This window comes from Phaeodactylibacter xiamenensis, assembly GCF_965229835.1.
GTDB lineage: Bacteria > Bacteroidota > Bacteroidia > Chitinophagales > Saprospiraceae > Phaeodactylibacter > Phaeodactylibacter xiamenensis.
Genome location: NZ_OZ245931.1, coordinates 3,549,807 through 3,564,537 on the forward strand (window position 1 = coordinate 3,549,807; position 14,731 = coordinate 3,564,537).

The 14,731-nt window shown below is 53.3% G+C and carries 11 protein-coding genes; 7 read left to right on the forward strand and 4 right to left on the reverse strand.

Annotated elements, in window-relative coordinates; genetic code table 11:
- Nucleotide 1 precedes the first annotated feature (1 nt).
- On the forward strand, nt 2–1,372 hold the full coding sequence (locus tag ACO08I_RS13215) for an FAD-dependent oxidoreductase (RefSeq protein WP_421949549.1): 1,371 nt from the start codon (nt 2–4) through the stop codon (nt 1,370–1,372).
- A gap of 62 nt (nt 1,373–1,434) precedes the next feature.
- Here the strand turns inward: ACO08I_RS13215 and ACO08I_RS13220 are convergent, their stop codons facing one another.
- Complete coding sequence (locus tag ACO08I_RS13220; RefSeq protein ID WP_152604911.1) at nt 1,435–1,920, reverse strand: DUF6438 domain-containing protein; 486 nt, start codon at nt 1,918–1,920, stop codon at nt 1,435–1,437.
- Between the two features lie 24 nt (nt 1,921–1,944).
- Entirely contained in the window at nt 1,945–3,408 is a 1,464-nt protein-coding gene (locus ACO08I_RS13225) for a M48 family metalloprotease (RefSeq protein WP_282781604.1), read from the reverse strand.
- Nucleotides 3,409–3,473: 65 nt separating this feature from the next.
- Between ACO08I_RS13225 and ACO08I_RS13230 the strand changes: the two genes are divergently transcribed.
- A complete protein-coding gene (locus ACO08I_RS13230; RefSeq protein ID WP_282781605.1) occupies nt 3,474–4,364 on the forward strand; it encodes a mechanosensitive ion channel family protein in 891 nt (296 codons plus the stop codon).
- Here the strand turns inward: ACO08I_RS13230 and ACO08I_RS13235 are convergent.
- Entirely contained in the window at nt 4,340–5,350 is a 1,011-nt protein-coding gene (locus ACO08I_RS13235; protein ID WP_421949550.1) for an SRPBCC family protein, read from the reverse strand. The two genes, ACO08I_RS13230 and ACO08I_RS13235, sit on opposite strands and share 25 nt — an antisense overlap.
- A 263-nt stretch (nt 5,351–5,613) precedes the next feature.
- On the opposite strand from ACO08I_RS13235, the gene ACO08I_RS13240 reads away from it, so the two are divergent.
- The 5 genes from ACO08I_RS13240 (at nt 5,614) to ACO08I_RS13260 (ending at nt 13,960) form a co-directional block, all read left to right on the forward strand.
- Nucleotides 5,614–8,712 carry a ligand-binding sensor domain-containing protein gene (locus tag ACO08I_RS13240; protein ID WP_421949551.1) on the forward strand — a complete coding sequence of 1,033 codons (3,099 nt, stop codon included), beginning with the start codon at nt 5,614–5,616 and terminating at the stop codon, nt 8,710–8,712.
- A 96-nt stretch (nt 8,713–8,808) separates the two neighbouring features.
- Nucleotides 8,809–11,382, forward strand: coding sequence for a hypothetical protein (locus ACO08I_RS13245; RefSeq protein ID WP_421949552.1), 2,574 nt, complete (start codon nt 8,809–8,811; stop codon nt 11,380–11,382).
- An 86-nt stretch (nt 11,383–11,468) separates the two neighbouring features.
- Nucleotides 11,469–12,113, forward strand: a complete 645-nt coding sequence (locus tag ACO08I_RS13250) for a hypothetical protein (RefSeq protein ID WP_421949553.1) — start codon at nt 11,469–11,471, stop codon at nt 12,111–12,113.
- On the forward strand, nt 12,110–12,424 hold the full coding sequence (locus ACO08I_RS13255; protein WP_282781615.1) for a winged helix-turn-helix domain-containing protein: 315 nt from the start codon (nt 12,110–12,112) through the stop codon (nt 12,422–12,424). The genes ACO08I_RS13250 and ACO08I_RS13255 overlap by 4 nt, the downstream gene beginning before the upstream one ends.
- A gap of 45 nt (nt 12,425–12,469) precedes the next feature.
- Nucleotides 12,470–13,960 carry a DUF4173 domain-containing protein gene (locus tag ACO08I_RS13260; RefSeq protein ID WP_421949554.1) on the forward strand — a complete coding sequence of 497 codons (1,491 nt, stop codon included), beginning with the start codon at nt 12,470–12,472 and terminating at the stop codon, nt 13,958–13,960.
- Here ACO08I_RS13260 and ACO08I_RS13265 read toward each other — a convergent pair.
- Complete coding sequence (locus tag ACO08I_RS13265) at nt 13,953–14,708, reverse strand: LamG domain-containing protein (RefSeq protein WP_282777346.1); 756 nt, start codon at nt 14,706–14,708, stop codon at nt 13,953–13,955. The genes ACO08I_RS13260 and ACO08I_RS13265 overlap by 8 nt on opposite strands.
- Nucleotides 14,709–14,731: the final 23 nt, after the last annotated feature.

Below are 14,731 nucleotides of genomic sequence, written 5' to 3' on the forward strand. Positions count from 1 at the left end.
TATGAAAGATCGCATCCTCATTGTTGGCGCCGGGCTAGTAGGCTCGCTTTGGGCCGTACTGCTTGCCAAGCGTGGCTATCAGGTTGATGTATTTGAACTCCGCGATGACCCCCGGAAGGCAGGCTTCAAAGGTGGGCGGTCCATCAACCTGGCTATGAGCGACCGGGGGTGGAAAGCCATGGAACGGGCTGGCATTAAAGATACGATCCGGCAACAGGCCATCCCGATGCGGGGCAGAAAAATGCATGATACCGCCGGGCAGCTTACCTTTCAGCCCTATGGCGACCAAGACCAGGCCATCTACTCTGTCTCCCGGGGCGGGCTCAATATTGAGCTGATTGATATCGCCGATCAGTACGACAACCTGAAATTTCACTTTGGATATAAGTGCCTTGGCGTAGTGGCTGAGGAAGCCAAAGCGCACTTTGAGCACCGGGATACCGGCGAGCACCTGACGGTAAATGCGGACCGGATATTCGGCACTGACGGTGCATTCTCAGCAGTGCGGCGAAGCCTTATGAAAGCCCTCCCCCGTTTCAATTACAGTCAGTCCTTCCTGGACTATGGCTATAAGGAACTGCACATACCTCCTACAACGGATGGCAGGCACGCACTTGACCCCCATGCACTCCACATTTGGCCACGGGGCCAGTTCATGATGATCGCTTTGCCTAATGTTGATGGCAGCTTCACCGGCACGCTGTTCCTGGCCTATGAGGGGCAAACCCCGGCTTTCGATCAGTTGAATACGGATGAGGAGATCATGGCCTTCTTCCAAACTTACTTTGCAGATGCCATCCCACTTATCCCCAACCTGCTGGAAAAATTTCGCGAGAACCCGACTTCTTCCCTGGTCACCATTCGCTGCAGCCCCTGGCGCTACGAAGATAAGGTCCTGATCATGGGCGATGCTTCCCACGCTATCGTTCCTTTCTACGGGCAGGGCATGAATTCTGGTTTTGAAGACTGTACCTTACTCGATGAGCTCATTGACGCTCACGATGGCAACTGGACGGAGATCATCGAAGCCTTCAATCATTCGCGGATCAAAGATGCCAACGCTATTGCCGACCTTGCCCTGCGCAATTTTATAGAAATGCGGGATAAGGTGGCAGACCCCAAATTCCTGTTGCGTAAGGAAATCGCTGCTCATTTTAACAAGATTTACCCGGAGTTCCTGCCGCTTTACTCACAGGTGACCTTCAGCCATATCCCCTATAGCGAAGCACTGGAGGAAGGGCATGCGCAGGACGCCCTTTTTGAGGAAATACTGGTGCTGGATGGCATTGAGCACAACTGGAAAGACAATCCCGAAGTTGACCGTATTTTCAGAAAATGGATGCAGGGGCGCCCGGTGCTGGCAACCAGCTAATACAAAACAGCCCTCAGCGCAGCGGAGCACTGAGGGCTGTTATCATTTTTGCATAACTTTTCTTATTTCTCCTCTTCCGGAGCTTTTCCCTCCATCCAGCCTTTCGTGAGGGCAACTTCCTGTAGCTGCTCCACGATGGTGCCCAGCTCTTCCGGGTAACCATAGTAGAGTTTGATTTTTTTCTGTTTGCCCTCATGCTCAAAGGTGAGGTATGTGGTCGGCAAATCCGTCACGTTATCGGTATACTCCCGCTCGTACTGATACAGATCGGCCTCAATCAGGCGGGAAAAAACCATGTTGGTGGTATCTGCCGAATAAGTCCGGTGGTGCTCCCCTTCCGGCTCTACGAAGCGGCGCCCATTGAAAGTAGCCGAACCATCGCCTTTAAGCGAGAAAACATAGGTAGGGCACTGGCCAAAGCAGCCTGTTTTCGCAATTTCGATAGAGGTGGTGGGCTCGTACTCATATTTACCGCTGCCGCACTTCTGTGCCGTAAACAACAGAAAGGCACTTGCCAGCATTAAAGTTAGTCGGATTGGACTTTTCATAGATTTCATTTTTGCCGCAAGATATTAATTCCTTGCCTTATCCACCACCTTGAAAAGGGTTCCGCTCTCTACCTGCGTATTGAGCTCCATCCCATTCAAGATAGCAAACTCTTCCAGACGATCATTCGGGATCCCATTGCTGGTCAGCAGGCTACGCAGGTTGGTGGTGCGCGGCGCTTTTACGATTTTGATGCGTTCTGGCTGTACATTGATCCTGGAGGCATCCGTCAGGCGGTCAAAACCGTTCATCGTGCGCAGGAAGCTGCTTTCGTAGTTGCCATACTGCTGCTGATACGCCATGCCCAGTAGCTGGTATACCCGCCCTTCGTACTCAATAAAGTAAAGCAGAATATTGATGACCTGCTGATTCTGCTCATCCACCTGACGCCCCTGTACCACACGGGCATTCAGTCCGTTAACCTGCCGGTTATTCCGGCTCGTCACTTCAAACTGATGGGTTTCCATATAGGCCTGTTCTGCCTGAGTCAGGTTATTCTTAGAAGACAACGAGAGGGTCATAAGGGCATTACCATCTTCAGGTGCCATTTGTACCTGACTGGGCGTATTGACCGTCCGCCAGCCATTTGGAATGGGATACTGGAACTTGAGGTCAGGATGATAAAAAGTATTGCGTTCCACATAGCCCTGACGGGGGTCTTCGCCGTAGAGCAGCCCATCGATCATATTCAGGTAAGAATCACGCCCTACCTTTAAATTACGGCCATTGGAGCGCTGCTGCCACTTTTGGGCCAGAGCCTTGGTATTTTCGTACCGGTTAGCCGGGTCTGGGTGCGTAGACATGAAGGTTGGCAGCCGCCCTCCGCTCTGATCGGTCAGGCGCTTCAGTGTTTGGAAAAAGTCGGCCATTTCCCTGGCATCATAACCTATTTTCGTAGAGTATTCCACGCCCAGCCGGTCGGACTCGGTCTCCGCATCCCGGCCATATTTCAGAAACAGCAGCCCCAAACCCTGGCTCGCCACATCTGCAAACTCCGCAAACTTAGGAGAGACGATGATGCCGGCAATCAGCCCTACCTGGCCAAGCATCTGACGGCTGTACTGCCGGGCCGAATGCCGGGCGGTCACGTGCCCGATTTCGTGCCCAAGCACCCCTGCAAACTCAGCTTCGTTATTGAAGTGAGCCATAATCCCCCGGGTGAAGTAGACGAAACCTCCCGGTACTGCAAAAGCGTTCACTACCGGCGAATCCAGCACCTTAAACTCATAGGGCAGGTCCGGCCGGTGAGAAATCCGGGCCATTAACCGGCCCTGAGTCGTAATAAACTGCTGGATTTTATCATCTTCGTATAATCCATAAGAGGCAACGACCTGAGGGTCATAACTAATACCCATTTGCACCTCCTGCTCTTTGCTGAGCAACATGAATTCCTTTTTGCCCGTCACCGGGTTGGTGGCGCACGAAGCCAGAAAACCGGCGCACAACAAAAGGAAGGAAAACTTCATAAGAATGGGGCGTAGAGTTATCATAGTTCTTCAGCTTTGTCTTGTTTCGTTTGGTTGACATAAGCTAAAATAATAAAAGCTCACTACAAATGACACAAACCATTTGGATATATGTATCACTGGTCGCCATGGGGGGTGCCCTGTTGCTGTATGGCCTGCTCAAAATGATAGCGGGCTACAAAAAGCGCAAGCTCCAGCGATTAGAGGAAATAGAAACCCTGAACCCTGTCAAAACCGTTTCTCCTCCCGGGGATTCACCGGAAGCTTCCCTGGAACGGGCCGCCGACAATATCTCCGGGCGCTTCAGCATCATCAGAAAAGGAACAATCACCTTCTCTATCCTCATAATCATTCTGATTGGGGTACTGCCCTTCTCCACGAAGCTCCCCATTACTTCAATCTCTCTACTGATTTCTGCCTTCGGTATCGTTTTGGGTATCGCTGCCAGACCAGTCATTGAGAATTTCATTTCCGGCATCCTCCTTAGCTTTTCCTCCGCCATCCGGTTGGGCGATACAGTGGTTATAGATGGATACTACGGTACGGTTGAGGATATCTCCATGCTGCACACGACCGTCAAAACCTGGGACTGGAAACGATACATCGTTGCGAATTCAGATATGCTAAAGCGGGAGGTTATCAATTTTTCTGTCCATGACACCTACATCTGGGCGCATGTGGAGTTTTTTATTTCTCCGGAAGCTGACCTCTCCAGCGTCCGCTATACGGCTATGCGCATCGCTGAACAGTACAACGCCAGCCAGGTCAAGGAAAAACCCCGGTTTTGGGTGATGGAAATGGGCGAGAAAGCCATCAAATGCTGGATCGCTGCATGGGCAACCTCTCCGGCCAATGCCTGGTCCGTACAGCACAATATCCGCACAGACCTCATGGTAGCACTGCAGGAGATGGGCATTGCCACCCACCTCCATCAGCACCAATTATTACAGTCGGATCATCCCTTTGACACCAAAGGATAGTAAATACGAGTCAGCCACTTGGAGGTATCCGGCTCTGATGCCGGGTCCGTGACGTACTCTTCGATAGCAGGCTCTCCGGCAACTAAACCTTGCTGTTTGCAATAGCCTTCTATTGCACCATGTGCAGCACCTGTACCTTCAGGGTTACCGTAATATTCAACCAAAAGTGCCTCACTTTCTGAGATCTCAATACTTTCAAAACCCTCTAACCGATGAGCCTCTGCTAACGGGATAGCCTGCGCACAGTCCGTAGTTCCTGTAGCTTCATCCCAGGTATAGTACAGCCCGCAAGGCATACCCACCATCGTCAGCCCCGCCTGCTCTACCGCCTGATAAACTTTTGGAGTATTGGTATCAAAAACGTCGGTCATTTCCGACATATCCACCGTTTGCCGTAAGGCTATGAAATGGCGCAACGGCAGCTCAACCGCCCGTACTCTGAACTGAGGCGCAGCGGCAGCCTTCGCCTCCACCTGCTCCTTCAGCAACTCCAGCCCTCTGTCGTAATCCTTCTCAATCGCACCTTCAAAGTCCTGAAACAGCAGCATCGCATTGAAAGGGTAAGGGAACTCCGTATGAAACGCCCAGGTGGTTTCCGTACCACCATCTACCGGCTTGAACGTCCAGGCTGCATCTGCACCGCCCTGTCCCTTGAAATCTACGTGCGTGGTCAGCTCTTCCGGTGCAGAAGAAGAAGTGATCTCCATACGCCCTTCCCCCGAGTTCTCGCCTGTCCATGAATAAAATGCGCCTGTGCCTACAGAAGGGTCGCCCATAGTGACCTTCATAGCCGGGTCCATTTCCTTCCAGGGTGACCAGGATTCCCAGGTTTTCAGGTCATTCACGGTATTGAAAACCATTTCCTGTGGTGCTTCAATAATGGTGGAACGGCTGAGGGACACTTCGCGGGGGGCAATAAGCCCTCCAATAGCGAACAGGCCGATAAGCCCGGCCAGAATAAATAAACCAATTTTGAGGATTTGCATAATATGTAATAGGTTTTAGTGACGGGTGAACTAGACGAATTGTCAATCTACTGTAAAAATAAACAAATGTTTTAAATAAATCAATTGCAAAACAAATATTTATTTTCGCAATTCAAGCGCCGCTGTCGTGCCCAATCCTAGTTCATCGGGTCAACCAAAGGTTTCATCCAAAAGTAGAAAAGAGTATACCCTGGGGTGGCGCACCTTTCCGCACAATTTGCGTACTTTGGAAGCGAACCCACAATTGCCTCAATCCAAACCTTATGCACCGCCTAAGCATACTACTGTTCCCATTGCTGTTCTGCACCCTGCTGCGGGCACAGAGTGATGTACAGATTAAGGTGTACGACTTTGAGGATGGGCTGAGCCACCGTATTGTCTCAAAAATTTTGCAGGATAGCGCCGGCTTTATCTGGATGGCTACCATCAACGGGCTCAACCGGTTTGACGGGTATGAATTCGTCACCTACACGCCGCAGTCCCCCTCCACCTATCTGCCACACGAATCCTTTTCCGATATGGTTATCGATACCGAGCAGCGGTTGTGGCTGGGCAGCCCCAATTATATCACCCGCTTTGATCCGGGCAACAACCAATTTGAAGACTATAAGATCAAAGAAGGCGATGTACGCATACGGGAAGCGGTAGTCCCGCATGATCTCACGCTTGGTCTCGGCGGGCAGATCTGGTCGGCGGCTTACCATGAAGAAACAGCCACTACGCACCTTTTGCTCATGCAGCCGGATGGCCGTTATGAGGAGCTGTCACGACTTGCCGGCAGGCACATCGGGCGCCCCATGGCTCAGGTCCGGCAAAAGTTATTGCTCGGGGCCGTAGGCAATGAGCTCTGGGAACTCAGTGCTACAGGCCGTGTGCTGCAGCGGCATATTGTGCCGGTACCGGAAAGCAACCGTATCGTACAAATCGCTGGAACGGATGCCTTGGTTTATGTTCTATGTGCTGATGGACAACTTTTCACCTTTGACCTGGCACAGGAAACCTTCAGCGAACACCCTGCCAGTATTCGTAATGCCGTTGCTTCCGCTCTTCTGGTGGAGCAGGATGGCAGCCTGTGGGTGGGCTGCCGGGGTATGTTGCTGTATTACAATGCCCTGCTGGGTAGCGTTGAAAACTTTGCGCCCAAAATTCGGTCCATTACCAAAAATACTGCTACCTACCGGCAGATTTTCCGCGATCAGTCTGGCGTGGTTTGGGTGGCTTCGGATTTTGGTGCTATACGGATCGTGCAGGCAGAACAACTCTTTGCCCATTACCTCGAAGGCGGCAGTGAGTATTGCAGCAACATTTACTGCAGCACCCGCGGGATTACCGAGGACGATGATGGGAATATCTACTTTTCCTACTACAGTTCCATCCATGTGCTTGAGCCGGAAACCGATGGGCTCCGCCCGCTTTTCCCTTTCAATGACTATTTCAATTCCCCTTTTGGGCTGACCTACTTTGATGGGGCGCTTTATACCGGAAACGGCAAGCGGATCGACCTGGAAACACTACAGGTGCGTGATATTCTCAAAAAGCCGGATAAAGACCTCGGCCATGTGGTCGTGGCCCCCGACAGCACGCTTTGGATGGGCTATCTGCAGTGGCTTTATCAATATGAGCCCACCACAGACCGCCTTATTCCTTTTGAAGATGAGGTGGGGCAATGGGATAGTTTAGACGGCAACATCAGCTACCTCCACTTCAATGCCTCCGGCGACCGCCTCTGGGTAGGCACACTCGACAATGGGCTCCACGAAATCGTGCCGGGGCAGGGCCGGGTGGCTCACTATCATACCGGAAAAGACAGCCCGGTGCCTCTTCGGAGCAATCAGGTGAATGCCATCTACGAGGATAAAGCTGGTAAGCTATGGATCGGATCGGGTGAAGGGCTCCATTGCATCCTTCCCGGGCAGGACAGCCTGGTCATTTACACCACAGCAGATGGGCTATCGAACGACTTCATCAATGGTATTTTGCCGGAAGGCGACTCCTGCCTTTGGGTGAGTACGGACAACGGGCTGAGCCGGATGGCCGTGCCCAATGGCTCCTGCACCAACTACTATGTGGAAGACGGGCTGACAGCGAATGAGTTCAACCGGATTTCCTTCTACCGCTCCCGGGCAGGACGGCTCTACTTTGGCGGATTGAACGGCATCAATGCCTTCTTCCCCGGCCCGCAGTTTCAGGAGCAACAGCTCGAAGACCAGGAAGCACACCTGCTGCTGACCCACTTTAGCAAATACGATGTAGCAGAAGATACTCTTATCCAACGCAATTACGGATTAGACCCCGGCGAGCGGGTAGACCTCTCCCCCTGGGACCGCATTTTCTCTTTTGGCTTTGCACTGGCTGACTACCGGCAGCCACTCGAAAACACCTATAGCTATAAACTCGAAGGATACGAGGAGGAGTGGAGCCCACCTGCCACCACCACCCTGGTGCGCTACAACAACATCCCTGCCGGCAGCTATACCTTCCGGGTCCGAGCCAAAGCCGGGGCGAACAGCCCTAACTGGAATCAGAGAGAACTAGCTATACCTGTGGTCGTCCACGAAGCCTTTTACAATACCTGGTGGTTTTGGGTGCTGTGCACGCTCTTGCTCAGCAGTGCCGTTTTTGGCGTTATGCGCTGGCGGATCATCCTCGCCCACCGCCGGGAGCAGGAACTGGAAGCCCTGGTACAGGAACGCACCAAAGAACTGGAAAAGGAAAAGCAAAAGTCCGAAGAACTCCTGCTCAATATCCTGCCTGAAGAAACCGCCCGGGAACTCAAAGAGTTTGGTTTTGCCAAAGCCAAGCGGCATGAATTGGTCACAGTCATGTTCTCTGACTTCAAAGGTTTCAGCCATATCTCAGAGGGCATGGAACCGGAGGACCTGGTCGCCGAGATTGACCACTGCTTCCGCGCCTTTGATGAGATCATGGAAAAATACGGCCTGGAGAAGATCAAAACGGTAGGCGATGCTTACCTGGCCGTAGGCGGCATGCGGGACACGGATGAAGATGAAGCCGTGCGCGTGACCCTGGCTGCTATGGAGATTCAGGAGTTCATGGCGGGCCTGAAAATACAACGGGAAGCCGAAGGGCGTACCTGCTTTGAAGCCCGTATCGGCATACATACCGGACCGGTAGTTGCAGGCATCGTAGGCATCAAAAAATTTGCCTACGATATCTGGGGCGACACCGTCAACCTTGCCGCCCGCATGGAAACCAGCGGAGAAGCCGGAAAAGTCAATGTTTCCGAGGCTACTCATGCCTTTATACAGGACTTCTTCAGCTTTTCGCGAAACGGAAAATATACCGAAACAAAGGGGCAGGATATTGACATGTATTTTGTAGATGCGTATCTTGGGGACTAATTCCGGCCTCCCTTTTCCCTCCTTTTGACGTCCGGGCTACTTTCGGAGTAGCCGCAATCCATTATCTTGTACCCAAGATCCTTAAATCCCATGTTCATGAAATATCAATGGCCACTCGCGCTCTTATGCTTAGCTGTACTCAACCTGACATTGGTTGATTTTTCATCCACACAAAATGAGGTACCGCTCCCCGCTCCTACAAACGGGGAAACGATCATTCATTTTGGAGAGGAAGAATCAAAAAATGATGCCAAAAGCCAATGGCTGGAACTCCTGCATCAGGCAGCTCCCGGCACGGACTGGAAAGCAATTGAACACCAAACCCGGCTGCGCCGGCACCGCGCCAAGGCCAGCCGGAGAATCGACCTCAGGTCGGGCTGCGAGGGCGGGCTTTTCGCCGATGGGCTCCTCCCCGGTTCGTGGCGGGAACGGGGCAGCATCAATCAGGCGGGCAGTGTTTTTGATACCGAGTACGACCCGGCTACCGACGAGCTGTGGCTGATCTCCGCAGGCGGCTCTCTTTGGCGGGGGCTGCTCGATGGCAGCCACTGGGAAATCGTGAATCAGGACCTGCGGTTTACCCCCGGAATGCTGGAATTTATTCCCTATCAAAATGGGCGGCGCATGATTGCCTTTACCGGACGGATTCCACACTACTCCGATGACGATGGCTACACCTGGCAGCAGTCCGTTGGCATCAGCCACGATGACCGCTGGGGCAACATCCACTCCCCTATCCTTGTGCAAGACAGCATTTCGAGAATTTATGTGCTCGCCAAACCGTCCTACTGGGCAGACATCCAACTGTACCGGTCCACCAGTCAGGGAGAAATATACTCGCCCGTGAGCACTTTCAACACCAATGATTTCAACCGCTTGCGTCTTTCCGCACCCCACCACTATGGCCGGATGATGCTGGTGGAGAAAGCCGCCAATAACACCGGTAAAATTTACCACGCCAATCCCGACAACGGACAGCTCGACTGGATTAACCCTTCGACCAACCTGGACTTTGGCGGGGCACGGGCCAACCTGGCCGGTACCGCAATTGCTGACAGCCTGGTACTTTATGCCTACACCAGCCCCCAGCAGGGTAGCTGGGAAGTCTGGCGCTCAGTGGACAAAGGCATGACCTGGTCAAAACGGGGTGACCTGCCCGCCCGCCCCTGGGATGTTGGCATCTTCGTCAGCCCTGACAACCCGGATGTGCTGTACATGGGCGAAGTGGAATGCTTCCGCAGCCTCGACGGAGGACAATCCTGGGAAAAAATCAATGACTGGTGGGCTTACTACTCTGATATTGCCAATACCCTGCATGCCGATATCATGCATTTTGACGCCTACGAAACCGCTGATGGCATACCTTTTACCCTCATTAGTAACCACGGCGGCTTGTCAGTATCTTACGATCAACTGGCAACGGTGGACAATATCGGCATGGAGGACCTCAATGTCAGCCAATACTACAGCGTCCGTACCGACCCTGCCAATAACCAATTCGTATATGCCGGTTCACAGGATCAGGGTTTTCAGCGCTCCCGCCATTTCGATGATCCTGGTATTCAGCGGTTCGATCAGATTATCTCGGGAGACTACGGCCATATCGTTTTCTCCAATGACGGGCAATACCTCTGGACGGTTTACCCCGGGGGCTGGGTATCCTACTATCAAAACCCCCAAAACGGCGGGATTACCGGCGATTACGACCTTGAGTCTGAGGATGAGTCTGTGTGGCTGCCTCCGCTTATGGCCAGTCCCTTCCCAGGCGATGTGGGCGCCTTTATGGCTGGTGGGAATATTGATGGTGGACCGGGCTCTTACCTCATCCGCCTTGACCCATCTCCAAACGGAATTGCCGCCACGCAGATTGACTTCGATTTTGCCGCCGCCTCCGGCGATGGAGAACTCTCTGCCATGGAAGCCTCACCTCTGGACTACAACCGCTGGTACGCCGCGACCACCAATGGCCGGTTTTTTACCTCAGACGAGGCTGGCTATACCTGGGAACAGACGGTGAATTTCATTCCGGAAGGGCATTACCTCTACGGCCAAACGATCTACGCTTCCACTCAGGATATTGACAAGGTTTACCTGGGCGGGAGTGGTTATTCCAATCCACCGGTCTACGTCAGCACAGACGGAGGGCAAAACTTTACCGATATGTCGGAAGGCCTGCCCTCAACGCTGGTCTTTGAAATCACCGGCACACCAGACGAAGCCTACCTGTTTGCGGCAACAGAAGCCGGCCCTTACGTTTTCATCACAGCAGAGGAGCGCTGGTACTATCTGGGGGGCGACTGCTCGCCCGCGCAGACTTACTGGTCGGTAGAATACCTGCCTGAGATCCACACCGCCCGCTTTGGTACCTATGGCCGGGGCATTTGGGATTTCGAACTCGACCCGGTTGTGGCCAGCAACTCCACAGCAGCGCCTATCGCTAACCTTGTTATTGCCCCCAATCCGGTGAGAGAACAGTTTACCGCCAATTTGCCGGAAGGCACCTGGGAACTACAACTCTTCAACAGTACCGGGCAGAGCATGCAGGTGTGGACTGATATGCAAGGCACCGTCCAATGCCAGGTTTCCGCTCTGCCTAATGGCACCTACTATCTGCTGGGACGCTCAGCAACCGGGGAGGTCCGAAAACAGCCGGTAGTGCTTCAGCGGTAGACCCAACTGAATCTTTCCAAAATAAGCCCGCCAAAGTTGCGTTCTATCATTAAAACCAATAACTTTGAATTTCAAAGTACTCTAAAATGACAACTCACCACCAAGAACACCTGGAAGCGCTGACAGAAATCCGCAGCATTATGGAGCGCTCCTCCCGTTTCATTTCCCTTAGCGGCCTCTCCGGAGTAGCTGCCGGCATCTGGGCGCTGCTCGGTGCGGTTGCCGCCTTTTGGTATCTGGGCGCAACGCCTTTCGAAGGCACCATAACCTATGACCGCATTTCCGATCACCCCACCGGACTCGACCCTATCAGCTTCTTCTTTCTTGATGCGGCTCTGGTGCTGATTTTGGCGCTGGCCACAGGCATTTACTTCACGACCCGGAAGGCACGCCGGAAGGGATTGCCTGTCTGGGACCGGCTCACCCGCCGGCTCCTGATTAACCTGTTCATTCCGCTGGCGGCTGGGGGGATCTTTTGTCTGGCGCTCATTAAACATGGAGAAGCCGACCTCATCGCTTCAGCTACCCTGATTTTCTATGGGCTGGCACTCTTCAATGCCAGCAAGTACACCCTCAACGACATCCGCTATCTCGGGCTGATGGAAGTCGGGCTGGGGCTTATCTCCGCCTTTTTTACCGGATACGGGCTGGAGTTTTGGGCCATAGGCTTCGGAATTCTGCATATCCTTTACGGTACTGCTATGTACTTCAAATATGAGCGGGAGGCATGAAACACATCATCACCAAATTAAATCCTGCTTTTGACCACCGGGTACGGCTGGGCATTATGTCTGTGCTCATGCTGGAAGAATGGGTAGACTTCAGCAGCCTGAAGGAAACCCTCAACCTGACCGACGGCCGCCTGGCTTCCCACATCAAAGCCCTGGAAAAGGAAACTTATCTGGAAGTCCGAAAACGTTTCATTGCCCGGAAGCCTAATACCTCTTACCGGGCTACAGATGAAGGGCGCAAGGCTTTTCAGGCCCACCTCGATGTATTGGAGGCATTGCTGCGGGCTGGCAATAGCGGGCAGCCAGAGTAAAAACTCTATTTTTTTATCTACCAACTTTGAAATACAAAGTACTTTATGAAAAAGAACATTAACCTTCAGCACCCCTTAACCAAATTGGCACTATGGATGACTGGTGCATTAATTTACGTACAACTCTTCTACGATGCCTACCTCGGGCTAAATGTGGTGGTCTTTGCACTCACGGCTATTGGCACTGCGGCACTGAGCTACCCTGAACTCCGGCACCAAAGCGCATCCCGCTGGCTGGCAGGGGCATTGCTCAGCAGTGCGGTGCTGGTGGCCTGGCGGAATTCTGACCTTTCGATTATAGCCTTCTTCCTCTCTTTTCTGATTTTCACCGGGCATTTGCACCAGCGGCCACTGCGCTTCCTCTGGTTTGCCGGCATGCTGGGCATCACCAAGCTTCTTGGCAGCCCGATAGCCGCGTTGTATCAACTCATCCGTTCCTGGCAGCCCCTGGCCTGGAAACCGGCATTCCGCTGGGCACCCTTTGCGGTCCTGCCGGCAGGGCTCGGGCTGGCTTTCGGAACGATTTATTACCATGCCAACCCGCAATTCGCGGCCTTTTGGCAACGGTTCTGGCCGGGCAGCTGGCTGCAATTCAACTGGGATGTGGGCCAAATACTCCTGTTTGTGATGGGCTGCTTTGTAGTTGGTGGCCTGGTCTGGCCTTCGCTGTGGGGCGATTTCCTCAAAGACTGGGAAGCCCCTTTCCGGTCAGTGCTGAAGCGCAAACGGGGCACACCAAAGCCGGAAGTGGGCACGCTGGGGCTCAAACGGGAGTACCAAACGGGGGTTTTCAGCCTGGCTGTGCTGAACGGGCTTCTCTTTGTGGCTAACCTGGCGGATTTGCGTTTCGTCTGGATCAACTACGGGCAGGCCACGCCGCAGGAGCTGAGTCAGTACGTGCACGAGGGCACTTATCTGTTGATCTTGTCTATCCTCATGGCGATGGGGGTGTTGCTCTGGTTCTTCCGGGGCAATCTCAATTTTTTGCCGGATAATGAAAGGCTGCGGTGGCTGGCTCATCTGTGGCTGGCACAAAATGCGATGCTGGTCTTATCGGTAGGGCTACGCAACTGGCAGTATGTGGCCAACTTCGGGCTGGCGTACAAGCGCCTGGGCGTATTTGGCTTCCTGATTGCCACACTAGGCGGACTATGGCTGGTTTACCTCAAAACGCGGGAGCAACGCACCATCTCCTTTGTGCTTCAAAAATCCGCACAACTGGCATTGGTACTCCTGCTATTGTACAGCACCGTCAACTGGGACCGGATGATCACGCGCTACAATATCCGGCAGGCTTCCCCCGGCCAACTAGACACTGATTTCCTGACCCGCGAAGTCTCTCCGGTCAATTTGCCTACCCTTTGGGAAGAGCGGCACCGCCTGCAGATTGCTGCCGGTTGGACAGATGAACAGCTGGAGCGCAAACTAAAGTCGGTTAGCAGGCAACTGAGCAGGCAGTACCAGCCTGGCTGGCGCTCCTGGAACTATACCACCTCAAGGGCTTACCACAGCGACCCGTTCCGGGAGGTCAGGTAAGGCAATCGGAAGGGGCCTCCTCCGCTGGATTTTGCTGGTAAAGAGACCAGATTTCCTCCGGGCTAAGGGCGCGGCTGTATACCCGCAGCTCGTCGAGGACGCCCCTGAACCGGCGGGCGCTGCCCTGTTGGACGCAGGGGCTGTTGCCAAAGGAAAGGGGGACTGAGTTGGAAATGTCCACACCGCTGCAGCGGAAAGCTTTCTGGGCCAGGCGGCCGTTGACGTAGGTAAAAGCACGGGTGCCCTCCCGGGTGATGGCGAAGTGCATCCAACGGGTGGTGTCGAGACCGGGGCTAAGCCCGGGATAGAATTTATGAGGGTTCTCGTGCACCAGAGTAGTAATTTCCTGAGCATTAAGGTCGAGCAAAATGTCCAGCATATTGTAATCTTCGCACTCCTCCCGCTTGGACAACAGGCTTTGCTGAAAAACCAGGTACTGCTCCGGCTTAAAATAAAAGCTGACCGTAAAGTCTGAAGTGTTGAAATAACGGTTGACCGATCCTTCAAATTCCACAAAGTCGTCTACGCCATCAAACAGCAGTCCGCTGCCCTCTATCCCACACCAACAGCTCGTGCTGCCGTACATCCGGCCGTGAGAGCCATTGTCCGAGTCATCACGGGCATCACAATCGTTGAAAGAATAGTAAGCCACAAGGCCAGCTTCGGGAACAGCAGGTGCATAGGGCGGCGCGGAGGCTAAAAGCCCACTCAGGAAGAAGAGTAATGTGCTATGGATCAGGGTTTTCATAAGGCAAATTTGTTATCCCATAA

Bases quoted from the DNA above. Each gene is read 5' to 3' on its own strand.
- ACO08I_RS13240 (WP_421949551.1), top strand. From the start codon at position 5,614: ATGCACCGCCTAAGCATACTACTGTTCCCATTGCTGTTCTGCACCCTG.
- ACO08I_RS13265 (WP_282777346.1), bottom strand. From the start codon at position 14,708: ATGAAAACCCTGATCCATAGCACATTACTCTTCTTCCTGAGTGGGCTT.
- ACO08I_RS13255 (WP_282781615.1), top strand. From the start codon at position 12,110: ATGAAACACATCATCACCAAATTAAATCCTGCTTTTGACCACCGGGTA.
- ACO08I_RS13225 (WP_282781604.1), bottom strand. From the start codon at position 3,408: ATGATAACTCTACGCCCCATTCTTATGAAGTTTTCCTTCCTTTTGTTG.
- ACO08I_RS13260 (WP_421949554.1), top strand. From the start codon at position 12,470: ATGAAAAAGAACATTAACCTTCAGCACCCCTTAACCAAATTGGCACTA.
- ACO08I_RS13245 (WP_421949552.1), top strand. From the start codon at position 8,809: ATGAAATATCAATGGCCACTCGCGCTCTTATGCTTAGCTGTACTCAAC.
- ACO08I_RS13230 (WP_282781605.1), top strand. From the start codon at position 3,474: ATGACACAAACCATTTGGATATATGTATCACTGGTCGCCATGGGGGGT.
- ACO08I_RS13215 (WP_421949549.1), top strand. From the start codon at position 2: ATGAAAGATCGCATCCTCATTGTTGGCGCCGGGCTAGTAGGCTCGCTT.
- ACO08I_RS13250 (WP_421949553.1), top strand. From the start codon at position 11,469: ATGACAACTCACCACCAAGAACACCTGGAAGCGCTGACAGAAATCCGC.
- ACO08I_RS13235 (WP_421949550.1), bottom strand. From the start codon at position 5,350: ATGCAAATCCTCAAAATTGGTTTATTTATTCTGGCCGGGCTTATCGGC.
- ACO08I_RS13220 (WP_152604911.1), bottom strand. From the start codon at position 1,920: ATGAAAAGTCCAATCCGACTAACTTTAATGCTGGCAAGTGCCTTTCTG.